Raw genomic sequence first — 16038 nt, 5'->3', positions numbered from 1 at the left:
CTTGCGCGAAAAAGTGATCATTAAAACAGGCCTCATATCAGTTGGGAGAGGCTTAGAAACTTGTAATCTTCCAATTTTAATTAAATCTACCTATCTGACTTAACAGGATAAGATTCCCTAACATATGAACAAAACGATATTTATTGTCGGCAATGGCCCCCTTGACCATGATTTGTCCGCTGAAATTGACGCTGCCGATCTTGTCCTTCGTTTCAATGAACCGCGCGTCTCTCTCGGAATGAGCGGTACAAAGACCGACATGCTTATGCTCGCCACCTCGAGCAAGCAGATGGAACAGTGGATCAAGGATCCAGCCTTCATCAATTCGGAAATTGTTCGCAATACCCCGGAAATGCTGTTTGCCTTCCACCCAAGCATCATCAAACGGTTTCATCATCACCCAAACATTCTGTCACGGCTCAAAGGTCGCCGCGCCGACTGGACCAATGAGGCGATTGACTATTTCGGCCGGGCTGGCAAGAAAATCCGCATCATGCCATCGCAGGACTATTTTGCTGTTTGCGACGAGCTTGGTATCAGCGCCGATCGGATGAAAGAGGTTTTCCCAAGCACTGGGTTCTTTGGCATCTGGCTGGCTTTACGCAAATACTCGCAGCCCGAGTGGGATATCAAGATTTGCGGATTCAGCTGGGAAGGCTGGAAGCGCCATGACTGGAATGCCGAACGAAAATGGATTGAAGAAAAGATCGCCGCGGGGCTTCTTCATAAAGTAGGTTAGAGCGCATCCCGAAAAGTGTGAAACGGTTTTCGGACAAGATGCGCGTGAAAACAAATGATTGGAGCGCCGACCTGATTCAATCAGATCGAAACGCGCTCTAATAAGTGCGACTTGCGAAAATCATGCGCATGGCAGATATAGAAATCCGCTTCGGCTGAAATTACTTTTTGCGCGCTCAGGTTTTACATGAACATCAAGGCTTTCATCATTCATTTGACGCGCGCGACTGACCGCAAGCCGCAAGTGGATAAACTCATTCACGAGCTGCCAGTAAAAACGGAAGTAATCGATGCTGTTGATAGCCGCACCCTCACAGACGCTGAGATAGGCCGCGTTTACAAACACAAGCTTCATGCACCGCGCTATCCGTTTGAGCTTAGCAAGAACGAAATTGCCTGCTTCCTGTCCCATCGCAAAGCATGGCAGGCCATCGTCGACCAACAACTGGACGCAGGCTTCGTCATTGAAGACGATATTGAACTCACTGATGTTTTCAATGCTGCCTTCCATGCGGTCAGCAATCATTTTGAGCCCGGCAGTTTCGTACGCTTTACATTCCGCGATGACCGCGAGGATGGACGCGAAGTTTTCCGTAACAATGAAGTGCGTATCATCATTCCAAACCCGATTGGGCTTGGCATGGTCGCACAGCTTGTAAGTTTCGATGCTGCTAAAAAGCTGCTTGCAATCACAGAACGATTTGATCGTCCTGTCGACACGACAATTCAGATGCGTTGGGTTACTGATTTACAGCCGCTCGCAGTCATTCCTGGTGGCGTGAAAGAAATTTCTGCGCAGCTTGGCGGCACGACCATTCAGCACAAGAAATCCCTTTCCGATAAGCTTAAAAGGGAAATCATGCGCCCTATCTACCGGATGCGTGTGCGCGGCTTCTCCTCAAGATCGAAGTGAGACAAATGGCGGTCCCCGTTCTTCTTTATCACCAGATTGCACCTCTGCCGCACAAGAAGATCCCGTTTCGCGGCCTTTGGGTTCATCCGGACAAGTTCCGCAGCCAGATGGCGTGGCTGAAACGGCTCGGCTATCAGGGCCTCTCGCTGCGAAACGCTATGCCCTATATCAAAGGCGAGAAGATCGGGAAGGTTGCAGTCATCACCTTCGATGACGGGTTTCTCAATAATTATGAGAATGCCCTGCCGGTTCTTGCGGAGTTCAACTTTACCGCAACCAATTACTTCGTCGCAAATCAGGTTGGCGGCAGCAATATTTGGGATCAGGCCATGGGTGTTCCCTCGACACCCTGCATGTCGGTGACACAGATGCGCGAATGGGCGGCCTTGGGTCATGAAGTCGGTGCACATACAGTCGACCATGTTAATCTGGAAAAGACGCCCGAAGAAGAAGCTCGTCGACAGATCGTGCAGTCCAAAACCATGCTTGAAGACATGCTCGGATCAGAAGTGACAAACTTCGCTTATCCCTATGGTGGGAATCACCAGACCCACCGCGACATGTGCCGCGACGCTGGTTTTGAAACTGCGACAACGACCGTTCATGCACGGGCGCGTGCAAGCGACGATCGCTTCGGCATGCCGCGCGTTTATGTTCGCCGCAGAGATATGGCACCCAAATTCATTTTCCGCCTCATGACGAAATGACCAACTTTTTCATCCAAGCGCTGAAAACCGGCTATTTGTTTGATTTTGATCAATGCAGCTTCACGAAAGCGTGGCAAATTGCCCGCCATTGCGCCATGGACGCAAACACGCAAAAGCGGTACTAGAGCAATAACAAGGAGCGTATAATGGACTATCGCCGGTTTTTTGAAGAAGCGATCGACCAGCTGCACGCCGAGAAGCGTTACCGCGTTTTTGCCGATCTTGAACGCATTGTTGGACGTTTCCCCCGAGCTACCTGGCGCAACAATGGCATTGCACGTGAGATCACCGTCTGGTGCTCGAACGACTATCTTGGCATGGGGCACCATCCTGATGTGATTAAGGCGATGTGCGAGACCGCCAACAGCACTGGTTCCGGCGCAGGCGGCACCCGCAATATTTCGGGCAACAATCACCCACTTGTAGAACTTGAAGCCGAACTTGCTGACCTGCATGGCAAGGAAGCTGGCCTCGTTTTCACGTCCGGTTTTGTGTCCAACGAAGCCTCGATTTCGACCATTGCACGTTTGCTTCCAAACTGCCTGATCCTTTCTGACGAACTGAACCACGCTTCGATGATCGAAGGTGTGCGTCGTTCGGGTGCAGAAAAGAAGATTTTCCGTCACAATGACGTCGAGCATCTGGAACAGTTGCTCAAGGCCGCAGACCATTCCCGCGCCAAGCTGATCGTGTTTGAATCTGTCTATTCGATGGATGGCGACATTGCGCCGATCGAGAAGATTGCCGATCTGGCCGACAAGTATAACGCCATGACCTATATCGATGAAGTTCATGCAGTTGGCATGTATGGCGTGCGCGGCGGCGGCATTACCGAACGCGACGGTCTTGCACATCGCATGGATATTATCGAAGGCACGCTTGCCAAGGCATTCGGAGCACTGGGCGGTTATATTACCGGTTCACGCGCTATCATCGATGCCGTTCGCTCCTATGCGCCGGGCTTCATCTTCACAACATCACTTCCGCCGGCAGTTGCCGCTTCCGCTACCGCTGCGATCCGTCACCTGAAGGTTTCGCAGGTCGAGCGCGATGGTCAGCAGCGCCAGTCGCAGCGCGCCAAGGATGTTCTTTCGGCTGCCGGTTTCCCGGTCATGCCGTCGGAAACCCACATCGTGCCAATTCTGGTTGGCGATCCTGAACTGTGCAAGAAAGCCAGCGACCGTCTTCTCGACGTACACGGCATCTATATCCAGCCGATCAACTATCCGACTGTGCCACGCGGCACAGAACGCCTTCGCATCACACCGTCGCCATTGCATGACGACCTGCTGATAGACGGCCTCAAGGATGCGTTGCTGGAAGTATGGAATACGCTCGGCATTCCATTTGCTGAACCGGATGCACCAAAAGCTGCAAATTCCGACCGCGTTATTCCGCTGATGGTTTCAAAAGCAGGCGGCTGATAAACACAGTATATAGAATTGAAAAAGGCCGGTAAAAACCGGCCTTTTTTGTTTTTAGAGATCATTAATCCAGCGAACCAATCTTGCAGCGGCCTCATCCACCTGCTGCTGATCGCGACAGAAGCAGAGGCGGAAAAAGCCTTCGCCGCCAAGCCCGAATGCACTGCCCGGTGCAAGGCCTACATTGGCATTATCAACCATGTCGATTGCAGCCTTGACCGAATCCGTCACACCATCCACACCGAAGAACAGATAGAAAGCCCCCTGCGGCGGCGTGAGACGGACCTTTCCAGTGCTTTGCAAAGTTGCGCAGAGATGATCTCGTGTTGAGCGCGCGCGTTCAACCTGCATGGCAATAAAATCATCGCCGTGGTCGAGCGCCGCAACCGCACCGCGCTGCATGAACTGCGCAACACCGGAATTAGAATACTGGATCATATTTTCAACAACGGGGCCAATCGAAGGATGAACGGTCATCCAACCCACGCGCCAGCCAGTCATCGCCCAGTTTTTGGAAAACGAATTGACGAAGATGATGCGGTCGTCGGGTTCCATGATGTCCATGAAAGAAGGTGCGCGTCCGCCACCGTAATAGAAATGGGTGTAAATCTCGTCGGCAATGATCCAGATGCCCTTCTCGCGCGCCATCTCGAGAATAAAGCGCAGTGTTTCGCGATCCGCAGTCCATCCGGTCGGATTGGATGGCGTATTGATAAATATCGCGCGCGTGCGTGGGGTGACGGCTGCGGCGATCTTCTCAGGATCAAGCACCCAGCCATTGGCACCGAATTCAAGTTCCACGGGCACTGGAACCGCACCGGCAAGTCCCGCTGCGCCAACAAAATTGGGCCAGGCCGGTGAGAGATAAATCGCTTCTTCACCTGCACCCGTTGTTGCCTTCAGCGCCATCTCGATGGCGTGCATGCCCGAACCAGTGACATAGAAGTTATCGGGCGTGAAGGATTGAGAAAAATGGCGCGCATGATAGCGAGCAAGAGCCTCGCGCAGATCAGGAATACCAGCCTGCCATGTGTAGAAGGTTTCGCCGTCGGCAATTCCCTTCTGAGCTGCCTCGCGGATGAAATCCGGCGTGGAAAGATCGCCCTCACCGACCCACAACGGAATCAGGCCCTCTTTGCCACGACCGTGATTGGCAACGGCAACAATGCCGCTTTCAGGTGATTGAGCTGCTTCACGGCGAAGATTGGCGATAAGCGTCATTTGTTCCCACATAAAATTCGATTTTGATTACACCTGCTTAGCAAGGAGCAATCATGAAATCACGTGGCATTTTGTGATGATCCGATCAACCACATTGATGGGTCGAACCGGTTCTCACCTTGGGAAGGCGCGCACAAAAAACGGAGCCATGAAGGCTCCGTCGTTTGTCAAAAATTTTGGGTCGCCTATTCTGGGAAAAATCAGGCTTTGCTCTGCTTTGCGAGGAGATCGCGGATTTCGGCGAGCAGCACTTCGTCGCGCGGCAGCTCTGCAGCAGCTTCCGGCTTGGCTTCTTCCTTCTTCTTGAGCCTGTTCATGCCCTTGACGACGAGGAACAGAACCCATGCAATGATCAGGAAGTTGATAAGCAGCGTAACGAAATTGCCGTAAGCGATGGTCGCACCGGCTTCACGAGCTGCAGCCAGCGTGGTCTTCGGATCCCCAGCAAGCTGAATAAACATATTGGAGAAATCGATACCACCCGTCAACAAACCGATGATCGGCATGATAATGTCATTGACGATGGAATTGACGAGGCCACCGAACGCCCCGCCGATGATAACACCGATGGCCAGATCGACCATATTGCCCTTGAGAGCAAATTCTCTGAATTCTTTCAACATTAGCCTGTATCCCTCTCGAACACGAACTCAAACCGGGCCGTCTTTGCTGCGGATAAGGTTCGCCAGATAAACTTCTCGCTGTGAACCGATGAGATCAGGGATGATCACAAATGTTCACTCGCTAGTTTGTAGGCTAAAATAACCGAAGAAAAGATGAACTGTGCAAAATGCACCGTTTAGAAGTGTCTTTTTTTGAATTTGCTAATGTTTGGGAGCTGGAGACGCAAAAGATGCGTCTCCTAAAACAAATTTAAGCAGCAAACCGCTTGGTTGCTTCAATCAACTCATGCGTAATTCCGGGCTCGGTCACCGCGTGACCGCTGTCTTCAACAATTTTGAGATCAGCTTCTGGCCACATCTTCTTGAGCTGCCATGCATTGATGAATGGCGTACAGATATCATAGCGGCCATGGACGATCACGCCCGGAATCTGCCGGACACGTTCGACATTCCGCAGAAGCTGGTCATCGCTTTCAAGGAAGCCACCGTTCTGGAAATAGTGGCATTCGATACGTGCAAAGGCGATGGCGTGATGATCTTCTCCAAAAGCTTCAACACGAGCAGGATCAGGCTGCACCGAGAGCACTGAACCTTCCCATCGCGCCCATAGACGGGCAGCTGCAAGCTGCACCTGCGGATCGCGATCGGTCAGACGCTTGTAATAAGCTGCGATCATATCGCCGCGTTCTTCCTCAGGGATATGCTCCTGATAGGCCTCGAAGTGATCGGGGAAAATGATGCTCGCACCGTTGGAATACATCCAGTCGACTTCAAACCGGCGCACCATGAAAATGCCGCGTAAGATGATTTCCGACACGCGTTCCGGATGGGTTTCCGCATAGGCAAGGCCCAGCGTCGAGCCCCATGAGCCACCGAAAACCTGCCACTTGTCGATGCCCAGATGTGCACGAATATGCTCCATATCGGCCACCAGATCCCAGGTGGTATTCTCGCGCAATTCTGCATGCGGTGTAGAGCGACCGCAGCCGCGCTGATCAAAAAGGATGATGCGGTATTTCTCTGGATCATGCAGGCGACGCATGGCGGGCGTGATGCCGCCGCCCGGCCCACCGTGGATCATGATAACAGGTTTGCCATCAGGATTGCCGCACTGCTCGACATGGATGCGGTGTAATGACGAAACCTGCAGCATCTCTTCCTTGAAGGGCTGGATTTCCGGATAAAGCGTATTGCGCGTCATTTAATGCCTTTTCGTTCCCGCTAGAGCATTTCCAGTTTAAACTGAATTGTTAGAAATGTTCTGTCTCTTTGTTTAAGCGCATCTTGTTCCGAAAACCGCTTCACACTTTTCGGGATGCGCTCTGGAGCATTCCCCGTTTTGCCGGGAAGGCTCTTGTTCATCACTGAAATTAGCACACAATACGGCCAGAAGGCGGCAATGCGACATATGAATCCAGCTAAGCAATGCTATTTTTGGTTGCCCGGAACAAAAATCGGCATAAAACGGAAAGGCTGCATGTAAAGTGCAGCGCATGGGGAGGACTTTCAGAATGGCGTGCGAGGCTTATGCAATTCATTATCGCTGACGACCATCCGCTTTTCAGAGGTGCGTTGCGACAGGTTCTGTCAAGCCTTCCTGAAGAAGCAGAAATCCTTGAAGTCGGCGATTTCGATGCAGCGAAAAAGCTCGTCGTAGAACGCGACGATATCGACTTGCTTTTGCTTGATCTGACCATGCCTGGCGGGACTGGCCTTTCTGGCCTGGTCACGTTGAAAGCACTTCAGCCTGCTTTGCCGGTCATTATTGTATCAGGCACCGATGACGCAGCAACAATCCGGCACGCGGTCGAATTAGGTGCATCAGGCTTCATCTCGAAATCCGCAAGTATGGAAACCATCGGCGAGGCTGTGCACGCCGTGATCGCAGGCGATATCTGGACACCGTCCGACATTGATCTCGATCAGGCACATGATCCTGAAATCGAAGCGCTCATCAACAAGATAAGAACACTCACACCCCAGCAGACACGCGTATTGACCATGCTTGCCGAAGGCCTGCTCAACAAACAGATCGCCTACGAACTGAATGTATCAGAAGCGACGGTCAAAGCGCATGTCTCCGCCGTTCTGCAAAAGCTCGGCGTTGATAGTCGCACACAGGCGGTCATCCTTCTGTCGCGCATAGGCAGCGACGCGCTGACCTCAGAAGCCAGCTGAAACTATTTGTTTTTACGCATTTACCTCACGCATCGAAGCGGGATAAGAAATCAGTCCAGTGGACTGATTTTCCCGTGTAGGCGTTTCGTACCTTTGCTGGAAATGCTAATAAGTCACTCTGCGGCTGTTGGACGGCTGGAAGCGGTTTCGCGCTGATGCAGTGCACTCGATAGAAGCGAGCGCAACGCTGCCGGGCGCAATGGCTTGTGCAGGACGATGACATTTTCATCGTCAGCACGCTTGCGAACTTCTTTGGAGCGATCAGCTGTCAGCAGAATAGCCGAAATTTCATGTTTGAAGCTTTCCCGCGCAAAGCCGATCATGTCCAGCCCGTTTTCATTATCGAGATGATAGTCGGCGACAATAATGTCTGGCGGAACTTCCCGCTCGACACAGAATACCTTCAGCTCGGAACCGCCACGCAACGTGGTTACATTGCAGCCCCAGCCAGTCAGAAGCGTTTCCATCCCGGCCAGAATATTGGCGTCGTTGTCGATACAAAGCACATCAAGGCCGGTGAGGCTCGACGCACGCTTCACGCCCGTGCGGCTTGCAACCTCTTCCATAGGAGCAGGTGCTGCGCTGATTGGAATGCGCAGCGTGAAAACGCTGCCTTTCCCTGGCGTTGAGGATAGTGTCAGGGGCAGCGACAATACACGTGCAATACGATCGACAATGGAAAGGCCCAAACCAAGGCCTTCCGCCTCACGCATGCCTTCATCAAGACGCGTAAACTCACGGAAAACCAGTTTCAGTTTCTGCTGCGGGATGCCAATCCCGGTATCAAGCACTTGCAATTCAATAAAATCGCCACGTCGGCGAACACCAAACAGAATGCCACCCTTACGGCTATACTTGATTGCATTTGAAACCAGATTCTGGATGAGGCGTCGCAGCATGTTGCGGTCTGTCTTCACCACGATACTCGACGGCACCACCCGCAGTTTAAGCCCCTTTTTACGAGCCATCGGTGTGAAATCTGTCGCAATCTGACTTAGAAGCTTATCGAGACGGAAGACCGAAACTTCCGGCTTGAGTGCGCCCGTATCGAGCCGCGATATATCGAGCACCATGCCCAGGATAGCCTCGACCGATTCAAGTGAAGAATCGATGTTGCGGGCGAGCTGGCTGGTTTCTGCACGTCCAAGCTTTTCTGTCAGCGCTGTACTGTAAAGCCGTGCAGCATTGAGAGGCTGCAAAATGTCATGGCCAGCTGCAGCCAGAAACCGTGTCTTGCCAAGGTTTGCTTCTTCGGCTGCGGATTGTGCCTTTGCAAGCTTCTGGTTCACGTGCGTCAGCTCGGCAGTACGATCCGCGACGCGCTGTTCAAGAACTTCGGCCGCCTTCTGGCGCATCAGATCGGCCTCAACTTCGGCAGTAATGTCTGTATAGGTTGCGACAAGCCCCCCATCCGGCATGGGATTAGAATTGATCTCCAGCACCTTTCCGGTCGATTTCAGCGTCATGCGCCATGGCTGTCTGAGGGTTGCAAGAGACCGTATAACCGAATGCTGCGCGTTGACGGCAAGATCGCCGCTGCTGGCCAGATGCTCGACAATTTCGGACACCGGAATACCGACCTGCATCACTTCATCCGGCAGATCAAAATGAGCACGGAACTGACGGTTCCAGCATGTCAGCCGCAGATCCTTGTCGAGCACCGTTATGCCCTGATCCATCTGATCGAGCGCAATTTGCAGAAGATCCCGATTTTGTTGCAGGGCGACAGACGCATCATCAAGCAATTGCCGTGCGTCACGCGCAGAGGCATCGTTGCGTTGGAGAAGCAACGACAGGACGAGACGCGCCGACGAGGAACCGACAGCAGTGCCCAGCAATTGCTCCGCATAGCGGATCAACGGTGTGTCCACCGTCATGCCGGGATCGAGCCTGCGCTGCTCTCGCCCTTCAAAACGAAGGAAAGCCCGCTCAACACGTTCGGCTCCGAGATAGCGGGCCATGGTTGCTTTGAGTTCTGCGACCGTAACCGTTGTCCGAAAGCGCTTGAGGGTCGGCGTACCAATAAAATAGCGCGGCAGAAAAATACTTGCCTGAATACGTTCAAGCGGTGTGGAGGCACGTGAAAGTGAGCCAAGAATGTAAAACAAGGTGTTGGCCGCAAGGCTCCACATGACGCCATTGGTCAAAGGCAAAGCATCGGTGCCAAACAAGGCCTCAGGCCGTAAGGCGGTAAAACCAAGAAAGCCTTCGCGCAGGATCTCCGCGTCTTCCGGAGCCATGGTTGGCAGAAGCAACGTATAGGACCAGATCAGAAAGCCAGCAGACAGGCCGAGCATTGCGCCACGTCCATTGGCATTGCGCCAGAACAACCCGCCGATAAACGAGGGCATAAACTGCGCAATGGCTGCAAAAGATATCAGACCGATGGATGCGAGGTGAATATTATTGGACGCCATGCGGTAATAGACGAATGCCAGCGCCAGAATGCCGATGATCGTCAGTCGCCGCGTATTGAGAATGATCATCGTCAGATCGCGCTGTTCAGTCGGATGGCGAACAGCGAGCCTGCGAATGATAAGCGGCAGCACAAGGTGATTGGAGATCATGATCGCCAGCGCCACGCAAGCAACGATAACCATAGCCGTGGCTGCTGAAAGCCCGCCGAGAAAGGCTATCAGCGCAAGCCAGTGGGCACCGGCTGATAGTGGCAGTGCCAGCACATAAAGATCGCCACTGACTGTATTGCCAAGCGTCATGACGCCGATGAGCGCAATCGGGAAAACGAAAATATTGATCAGGATCAGATAAAGCGGAAACAGCCATGAGGCGGTACGCAGTTCTTTCTCACTGCGGCTTTCAACAACCGTCACATGAAACTGGCGCGGCAGCATGATGATGGCGGCAGCACTCAACGTCGTATGCACGATCCACGTACCGATTGAGGTTTCATAGTGAAAGGCATCAAGGGCTGCTGGCGATTGCGAAATCTTCTCGATCAATTCTCCCGGCGAGCCAAAAACAAAGAAGGTGCAGGCAAAACCAACTGCAAGAAATGCGGAAAGTTTGATCACTGATTCAAGTGCAACCGCCAGTATAAGGCCGTTCTGATGTTCGGTCGCATCTGTGTGACGCGTGCCGAACAGAATGGCGAAGACTGCCAGAACGGCAGCCACCGGCAGGGAAATATCGCCAAAGACAAACGAGGACGGATCAAAGGCCGAGCCATAATGCTCCATCACCAGCCCGACGCTGCCGGAAACCGCTTTAAGTTGCAGCGCGATATAGGGAATGGAGCCGACTGCTGCGATACAGGTAGCAAGCGAGGCCACGCCAAAGCTCTTGCCATAACGGGCAGCCAGAAAGTCAGCGATGGAGGTAATGTGTTCTGACTTCGCCAATCGTACGATGTGGCGCAACAGGCGATTGCCGAGCGTGAAGACCAGAATTGGACCGATATAGATGCCCAGAAACTCGAGTCCACGCTGCGCCGAGAGGCCAACCGAACCGAAGAATGTCCATGACGTGCAGTAAACCGCGAGACTGAGTGCGTAAATATAGGGGCGTGGAGCGCTGCTCCAGCGTGCGGCGCGCCTGTCGCCGATGCTTGCAACCGCAAACAACATCAACAGATATAAAAATGCCGCGCCTATAATTCCCCAGCCCTGCATTGCCGGACCATCCTCCCCTGCTGCTCCCCACTAATTGGAGGAAGCAGACATGGGAAGGCAAGCATTTTCATAGGTAGCGCGCAAGGCCCACCATATTATCAACTCGTTACTGAGCGGGCGCCGTACGCTCAGTAGGCTTATCGGCTTCGCTGTCGAAACTCTTCGTAACGTCCATGAAGCGACGCATGAAACGTTCCATATAGCCAAGAGACTGCTCAAACTCTGCATCTGTTGGCAGCTTGGACGCTGCTGCTGATGCACCACCTGCTTCAAGGGCTGTAACCTTGTCCTCGAGCTTCTTCACCCGATCCTGCAAATCAGAAAGATCGGTTTCGTAAGCCTCCCGATCCTCGGTCGCCATCTTGCAGATAAGCTGTCCCTGTTGCTCATTGCAAACCGACAGTGCACCGGTGCGCGTATCGAGCCGAACATAACCAGTTTCGGTGCCTTCAAGGCGATAACGCCCATTTTCCTCAGCATAGGCCCCGCTTGCAACAAAGCTTGTACCCAGCAATGAAACGGCTGCGAGTGTGCGAAATAGCGGCATGGTGTTGCCAGACATGATTCGATCTCCTTCAGAGCATATTTTAAGCACATCTTGCCCGAAAACCGTTTCACACTTTTCGGGATGCACTTTAAGCTTCCACCCAACATATGGGAGCTATGCAAGAAAAACGAACATGTCATGCTTTGATTTTCTGGTTAATTCGGTCTAGAGAGCAGCCATGACCAAAACGACCATCTACAAGATCGCCCCGCGCGATCTCTGGGCGCAGGCAGAAGAGGCTGGCATTTTTACCGGGGCACCGGTTGATATTGCCGATGGCTATATCCATTTCTCCACCTATACACAGGTGCGCGAAACAGCCGCCAAACATTTTGCCGGGCAAACGGATCTGCTGCTGGTAAGCGTGGATGTGACTGCCTTAGGCGATGCACTGAAATATGAAGCCTCGCGCGGCGGGGCACTGTTTCCGCATCTTTATGCGACACTGCCAATGTCTGCAGTCACGAAAGTTGAGCCATTGCCGCTCGACAAAGATGGACTCCATATCTTTCCGGAGCTTGAGGATAAATGAGCGGGCTTTTTGAACTTATCGGGCGACGGGCATTGTTCTCGTTCGATGCCGAGCAGGCGCATGGTTTGTCCATTGCTGGTCTTAAAACCGGCATCGTCACATGCAGCTGCCCCAATGACCCTGCACTTTCGGTCAAGATTGCGGGACTGCAATTCCCGAATCCGCTGGGCATGGCTGCGGGCTATGACAAGAATGCCGAAGTGCCGGACGCGCTTCTGAAAATCGGTTTTGGCTTCACAGAAGTCGGCACAATCACCCCGCGTCCACAAAGCGGCAATCCGCGTCCACGCATCTTCCGCCTGGTAGACGATCGCGGCGTCATCAACCGCCTTGGCTTCAACAATGAAGGTCATGATGCGGCTTTCAAGCGACTGTCCCAGCGTGCAGGCAAAAGTGGTATCGTCGGCGTCAATATCGGTGCCAATAAGGATACCGAAGATCGTATCGGTGATTATGTGGCTGGCATCCGTAAGTTCTATCAGCTTGCGCGCTATTTCACCGTCAACATTTCGTCGCCCAACACGCCGGGCCTTCGCAATCTTCAGTCGCGCGAGGCATTGCGAGAACTGCTTTCGCGCGTGCTTGCAGCGCGTGACGAAGAAGGCAAGATGTGCACGCTGAAACGACCTGTCTTCCTCAAGATCGCGCCTGATCTTTCTGACGAAGAACTGGATGATATCGCGGCGGAAGCTAAAGCGCAGAAGCTCGACGGCATCATCGTTTCCAACACCACGCTTTCACGTGCTGGCCTGAAAAGCACTGAGAACCGCGAAGAAACCGGTGGGCTTTCCGGCGCACCGCTTTTCGAGCGTTCGACCATCATTCTGGCCCGTATGCGCGAACGTGTCGGCCCTGACATGCCTCTGATCGGCGTGGGCGGTATCGACAGCACCGAAACAGCGCTCACCAAGATCAAGGCTGGTGCCGATCTCGTGCAGCTTTATACTGGCATGATCTATCGCGGGCCGGGCCTCGCAACAGAAATCCTGCGTGGGCTTTCCAAAGCCGTACAAGCCGAGGGTGTGGCAAACATTGCCGCGCTGCGTGACCGCGACACGAAGGAATGGGCCGAACGCCGCCTTCCTGATTAAACTTTGCTTGAGCATGCTCCAAAAAACTCAGACCTGTATCGGCGCGGCAGCAATGTCAGAAGTGTTATACCTCGGATCGACAGAAACAGATTGATTGCCAGCCAAAGCCCGTGATTACCCATCACGGGCTTTGCTGCATAAAGTACCGCCAGAAAGAATATCAGCGAGAAGAACATCATATTGCGCATGTCGCGCGACCATGTTGCACCGATATAGACGCCGTCCATATGAAAGGCGAGCAGGCCCGTGAGGCCCGTGAGTGCCGCCCACGGCAGATATTTGATCGCCTCATCACGCACGTCCGCAGCCTTTGACAGCAGGCCGATAATGGCATCACCAAACACCATCAGGATCAGTGCAATCGCACTGGCCATGACCAGCCCCCATACGAAGGTCAGCTTGGCACCACGCACGAAAGCGGGGCTGTGACGCGCACCGACCGAACGCCCAACAATCTGCTCAACAGCTGCGGCCATTCCATCAAGGAAGAAACCGCAGATGAGGAAGAAATTCATCAACACCGCATTTGCTGCAAGCGTCACAGGTCCAAGCTCCGAGCCAGCGCGTGTGAAGAAAGCAAACGCCGTCAAAAGCAGGATCGAGCGGATCATGATGTCGCGATTGAGCGCGATCATCCGCACAATGCCAGCCTTGTGCAGAATGTGCCTGATATCCGGGTGGCGTCCCGTTTGCCTGTGGAAATGCCGCATAACAAGAAACAGCCCGACAATAGCGGCCACCGTTTCGCCGGTCACAGTTGCCCAGGCAACGCCTTCGACACCCCAACCCAGTTCCAGGCCGAGCACGATACAGAGTACAATATTGATGCCATTGATAAGCACCTGAAGGCTCAACCCGAGCACACCCTGCCCCCGGCCAAGCAGCAAACCAAGCACTGAATAATTGATCAGCGCGACAGGTGCCGACAACATGCGAATGGAAACATAGCTCACCATCGCTGCCTGTGTTGCGGGCGTTGGATGAATAAAATCAGATGCGATAGTGAGGACAAGCGGCAGGCTCAGGATCATCAGACAACCGGCAACGATTGCTATGATGATTACGCGCCAGAAAATCGCCTGTTCTTCCGCCTTATCCTCCGCACCCATGGCTTGTGCCACAAGGCCGGTCGTACCAGAACGCAGGAAGCTGAACATCGTCAGCAGAAAATCGAAAACCAGCGCACCGATTGCCAGTCCGCCAATCAGTTCGGCCTGCCCCATCTGCCCGACCACGCCCATATCCACCAGCCCCAGCAGAGGCGTAGTGATAGCGGCCAGCGTCATCGGCACGGCGATCATCATCACCATGCGATTGGTCACTTCAAATGGTCTGGAAACGATGCCTTTTTCGTGCAGCATCTGATCCATGGCTGACCCCGACAACTGATTAGCAATAAGAGGAAGCTCTACTCTGGAATTTCCGGAAACGACAGAAAATTCGGCCACCGCATTGTCGCAGGTCTGACAGCATTATGTCAGTAGGTTAAAGCGTGTCGCTTTAACTGTTATTTTTAGCATGTCTCCCAAAACCGGTTCCCACTTTTGGGAGACGCGCTCTAAAGCCCCAACATCATCGCCCAGTAAATGCGACGCGGATTATTTTCAGGCGTTGCCCAAGCAAGGCCGTAATGCTGAAAAGTCGGATCGAGCATGTTTTTGCGATGGCCGGGCGATTTCATCCAGGCATCGAAAACGGTTTGTGTATTGGGCTGACCAGAGGCAACATTTTCCGCAGCGGGACCGCGAATTCCCGCCTGTTTCAGCCGTGATACGAACCCATTGCCCCAGCCAACCGAGTGGCCGATCTTGCCGTGGCTCGCCATACGCCTTGCTTGATAAAGCGCGGCCTGTTCGAGCTTGCTGTCAGTCGCCATCGACGACAGGCCGTTGGCCTTGCGGATTTGATTGAACAGTTCTGTCGGATCGACGTCTGCTGCGGCATCCGCAAAACCTGCAGGCAAGGCGGCGAAAGCCAGTGCACCACCGGCAAAGACCAAAAATCCACGCCGGGAAAGAATAAATGTGTCGTTCTGCTGCATTTGTCCGATTTCTGAGCGGTTCAAATTGAAGCATTGGTCGGCACAAAAATGCAGCGCAGTTTTGGCTCAAATGCTCTGATTATTTCCGGTAACTCAGGATGCGGAGCAAAATAAAGGCAGGAATAACGACTGCCGCACCAAGAATGAGATAATCGGCAAAACCAGCAATTGCTGAGAAGCCCATATTCCACAGACGCAACACAAAATCGCGGATGCCATAGAGGATATCATACGGCGTCCAGTGGAATGCGCTCATCACAACGCCCACCACAAGCGAGATCAACACAAGCTTGATCAGCACACGCGCCGGCGTATCGCCAAGAAAACGGTTCACACCATCAGACATGCAAATCTCCTGCGTCAAAGCATGCCTCGGAAAAGTGGGAACCGGTTT

Annotated in this window: 15 protein-coding genes; 7 read left to right on the top strand and 8 right to left on the bottom strand. The window is 53.2% G+C overall.

Features of this window, described 5'->3' with window-relative positions:
• Positions 1-124: 124 nt before the first annotated feature.
• The 4 genes from ACSME1_RS08955 to hemA all read left to right on the top strand — a co-directional run bounded on the left by ACSME1_RS08955 (position 125) and on the right by hemA (position 3782).
• A complete protein-coding gene (locus ACSME1_RS08955) occupies positions 125-739 on the top strand; it encodes a glycosyltransferase family 29 protein (protein ID WP_024897794.1) in 615 nt (204 codons plus the stop codon).
• A gap of 186 nt (positions 740-925) precedes the next feature.
• The gene (locus ACSME1_RS08950; protein ID WP_024897795.1) at positions 926-1651 is read left to right on the top strand and encodes a glycosyltransferase family 25 protein; all 726 of its coding nucleotides are present in this window, start codon (positions 926-928) and stop codon (positions 1649-1651) included.
• 5 nt (positions 1652-1656) lie between these two features.
• Positions 1657-2358, top strand: coding sequence for a polysaccharide deacetylase family protein (locus ACSME1_RS08945; protein ID WP_024897796.1), 702 nt, complete (start codon positions 1657-1659; stop codon positions 2356-2358).
• A gap of 146 nt (positions 2359-2504) precedes the next feature.
• Complete coding sequence (hemA, locus tag ACSME1_RS08940) at positions 2505-3782, top strand: 5-aminolevulinate synthase (RefSeq protein WP_024897797.1); 1278 nt, start codon at positions 2505-2507, stop codon at positions 3780-3782.
• Between the two features lie 54 nt (positions 3783-3836).
• On the opposite strand, the gene ACSME1_RS08935 is transcribed toward hemA, so the two are convergent.
• From ACSME1_RS08935 to pip, 3 genes are all read right to left on the bottom strand, one after another.
• Entirely contained in the window at positions 3837-5003 is a 1167-nt protein-coding gene (locus tag ACSME1_RS08935; protein WP_024897798.1) for a pyridoxal phosphate-dependent aminotransferase, read from the bottom strand.
• A 200-nt stretch (positions 5004-5203) separates the two neighbouring features.
• Entirely contained in the window at positions 5204-5626 is a 423-nt protein-coding gene (gene mscL / locus ACSME1_RS08930) for a large conductance mechanosensitive channel protein MscL (protein ID WP_024897799.1), read from the bottom strand.
• Between the two features lie 250 nt (positions 5627-5876).
• A complete protein-coding gene (gene pip, locus ACSME1_RS08925) occupies positions 5877-6827 on the bottom strand; it encodes a prolyl aminopeptidase (protein ID WP_024897800.1) in 951 nt (316 codons plus the stop codon).
• Between the two features lie 326 nt (positions 6828-7153).
• On the opposite strand from pip, the gene ACSME1_RS08920 reads away from it, so the two are divergent.
• Complete coding sequence (locus tag ACSME1_RS08920; protein WP_024897801.1) at positions 7154-7804, top strand: response regulator transcription factor; 651 nt, start codon at positions 7154-7156, stop codon at positions 7802-7804.
• 113 nt (positions 7805-7917) lie between these two features.
• On the opposite strand, the gene ACSME1_RS08915 is transcribed toward ACSME1_RS08920, so the two are convergent.
• Entirely contained in the window at positions 7918-11433 is a 3516-nt protein-coding gene (locus ACSME1_RS08915) for a PAS domain-containing hybrid sensor histidine kinase/response regulator (RefSeq protein ID WP_024897802.1), read from the bottom strand.
• Positions 11434-11539: 106 nt separating this feature from the next.
• Positions 11540-11995: a hypothetical protein gene (locus tag ACSME1_RS08910; protein WP_435654915.1), complete on the bottom strand. Its 456-nt coding sequence runs from the start codon at positions 11993-11995 to the stop codon at positions 11540-11542.
• Positions 11996-12158: 163 nt separating this feature from the next.
• Between ACSME1_RS08910 and ACSME1_RS08905 the strand changes: the two genes are divergently transcribed.
• Both ACSME1_RS08905 and ACSME1_RS08900 read left to right on the top strand, forming a co-directional pair.
• Positions 12159-12512: a DUF952 domain-containing protein gene (locus tag ACSME1_RS08905; RefSeq protein ID WP_024897804.1), complete on the top strand. Its 354-nt coding sequence runs from the start codon at positions 12159-12161 to the stop codon at positions 12510-12512.
• Positions 12509-13603, top strand: coding sequence for a quinone-dependent dihydroorotate dehydrogenase (locus tag ACSME1_RS08900; protein ID WP_024897805.1), 1095 nt, complete (start codon positions 12509-12511; stop codon positions 13601-13603). The genes ACSME1_RS08905 and ACSME1_RS08900 overlap by 4 nt, the downstream gene beginning before the upstream one ends.
• Here the strand turns inward: ACSME1_RS08900 and ACSME1_RS08895 are convergent.
• The 3 genes from ACSME1_RS08895 to ACSME1_RS08885 all read right to left on the bottom strand — a co-directional run bounded on the left by ACSME1_RS08895 (position 13600) and on the right by ACSME1_RS08885 (position 15990).
• Positions 13600-14973: an MATE family efflux transporter gene (locus ACSME1_RS08895; RefSeq protein ID WP_435654914.1), complete on the bottom strand. Its 1374-nt coding sequence runs from the start codon at positions 14971-14973 to the stop codon at positions 13600-13602. The two genes, ACSME1_RS08900 and ACSME1_RS08895, sit on opposite strands and share 4 nt — an antisense overlap.
• A gap of 188 nt (positions 14974-15161) precedes the next feature.
• Positions 15162-15644 (bottom strand): CAP domain-containing protein, encoded by a 483-nt coding sequence (locus tag ACSME1_RS08890; RefSeq protein WP_024897807.1) that lies wholly within the window; start codon positions 15642-15644, stop codon positions 15162-15164.
• Between the two features lie 79 nt (positions 15645-15723).
• On the bottom strand, positions 15724-15990 hold the full coding sequence (locus ACSME1_RS08885) for a DUF6460 domain-containing protein (protein ID WP_007873508.1): 267 nt from the start codon (positions 15988-15990) through the stop codon (positions 15724-15726).
• Positions 15991-16038: the final 48 nt, after the last annotated feature.

The organism is Brucella pituitosa, from assembly GCF_965577835.1.
Taxonomy (GTDB): domain Bacteria; phylum Pseudomonadota; class Alphaproteobacteria; order Rhizobiales; family Rhizobiaceae; genus Brucella; species Brucella pituitosa.
The sequence above is the reverse complement of the archived record's forward strand: the minus strand, read 5'-3'. Positions and strand labels throughout refer to the sequence as shown.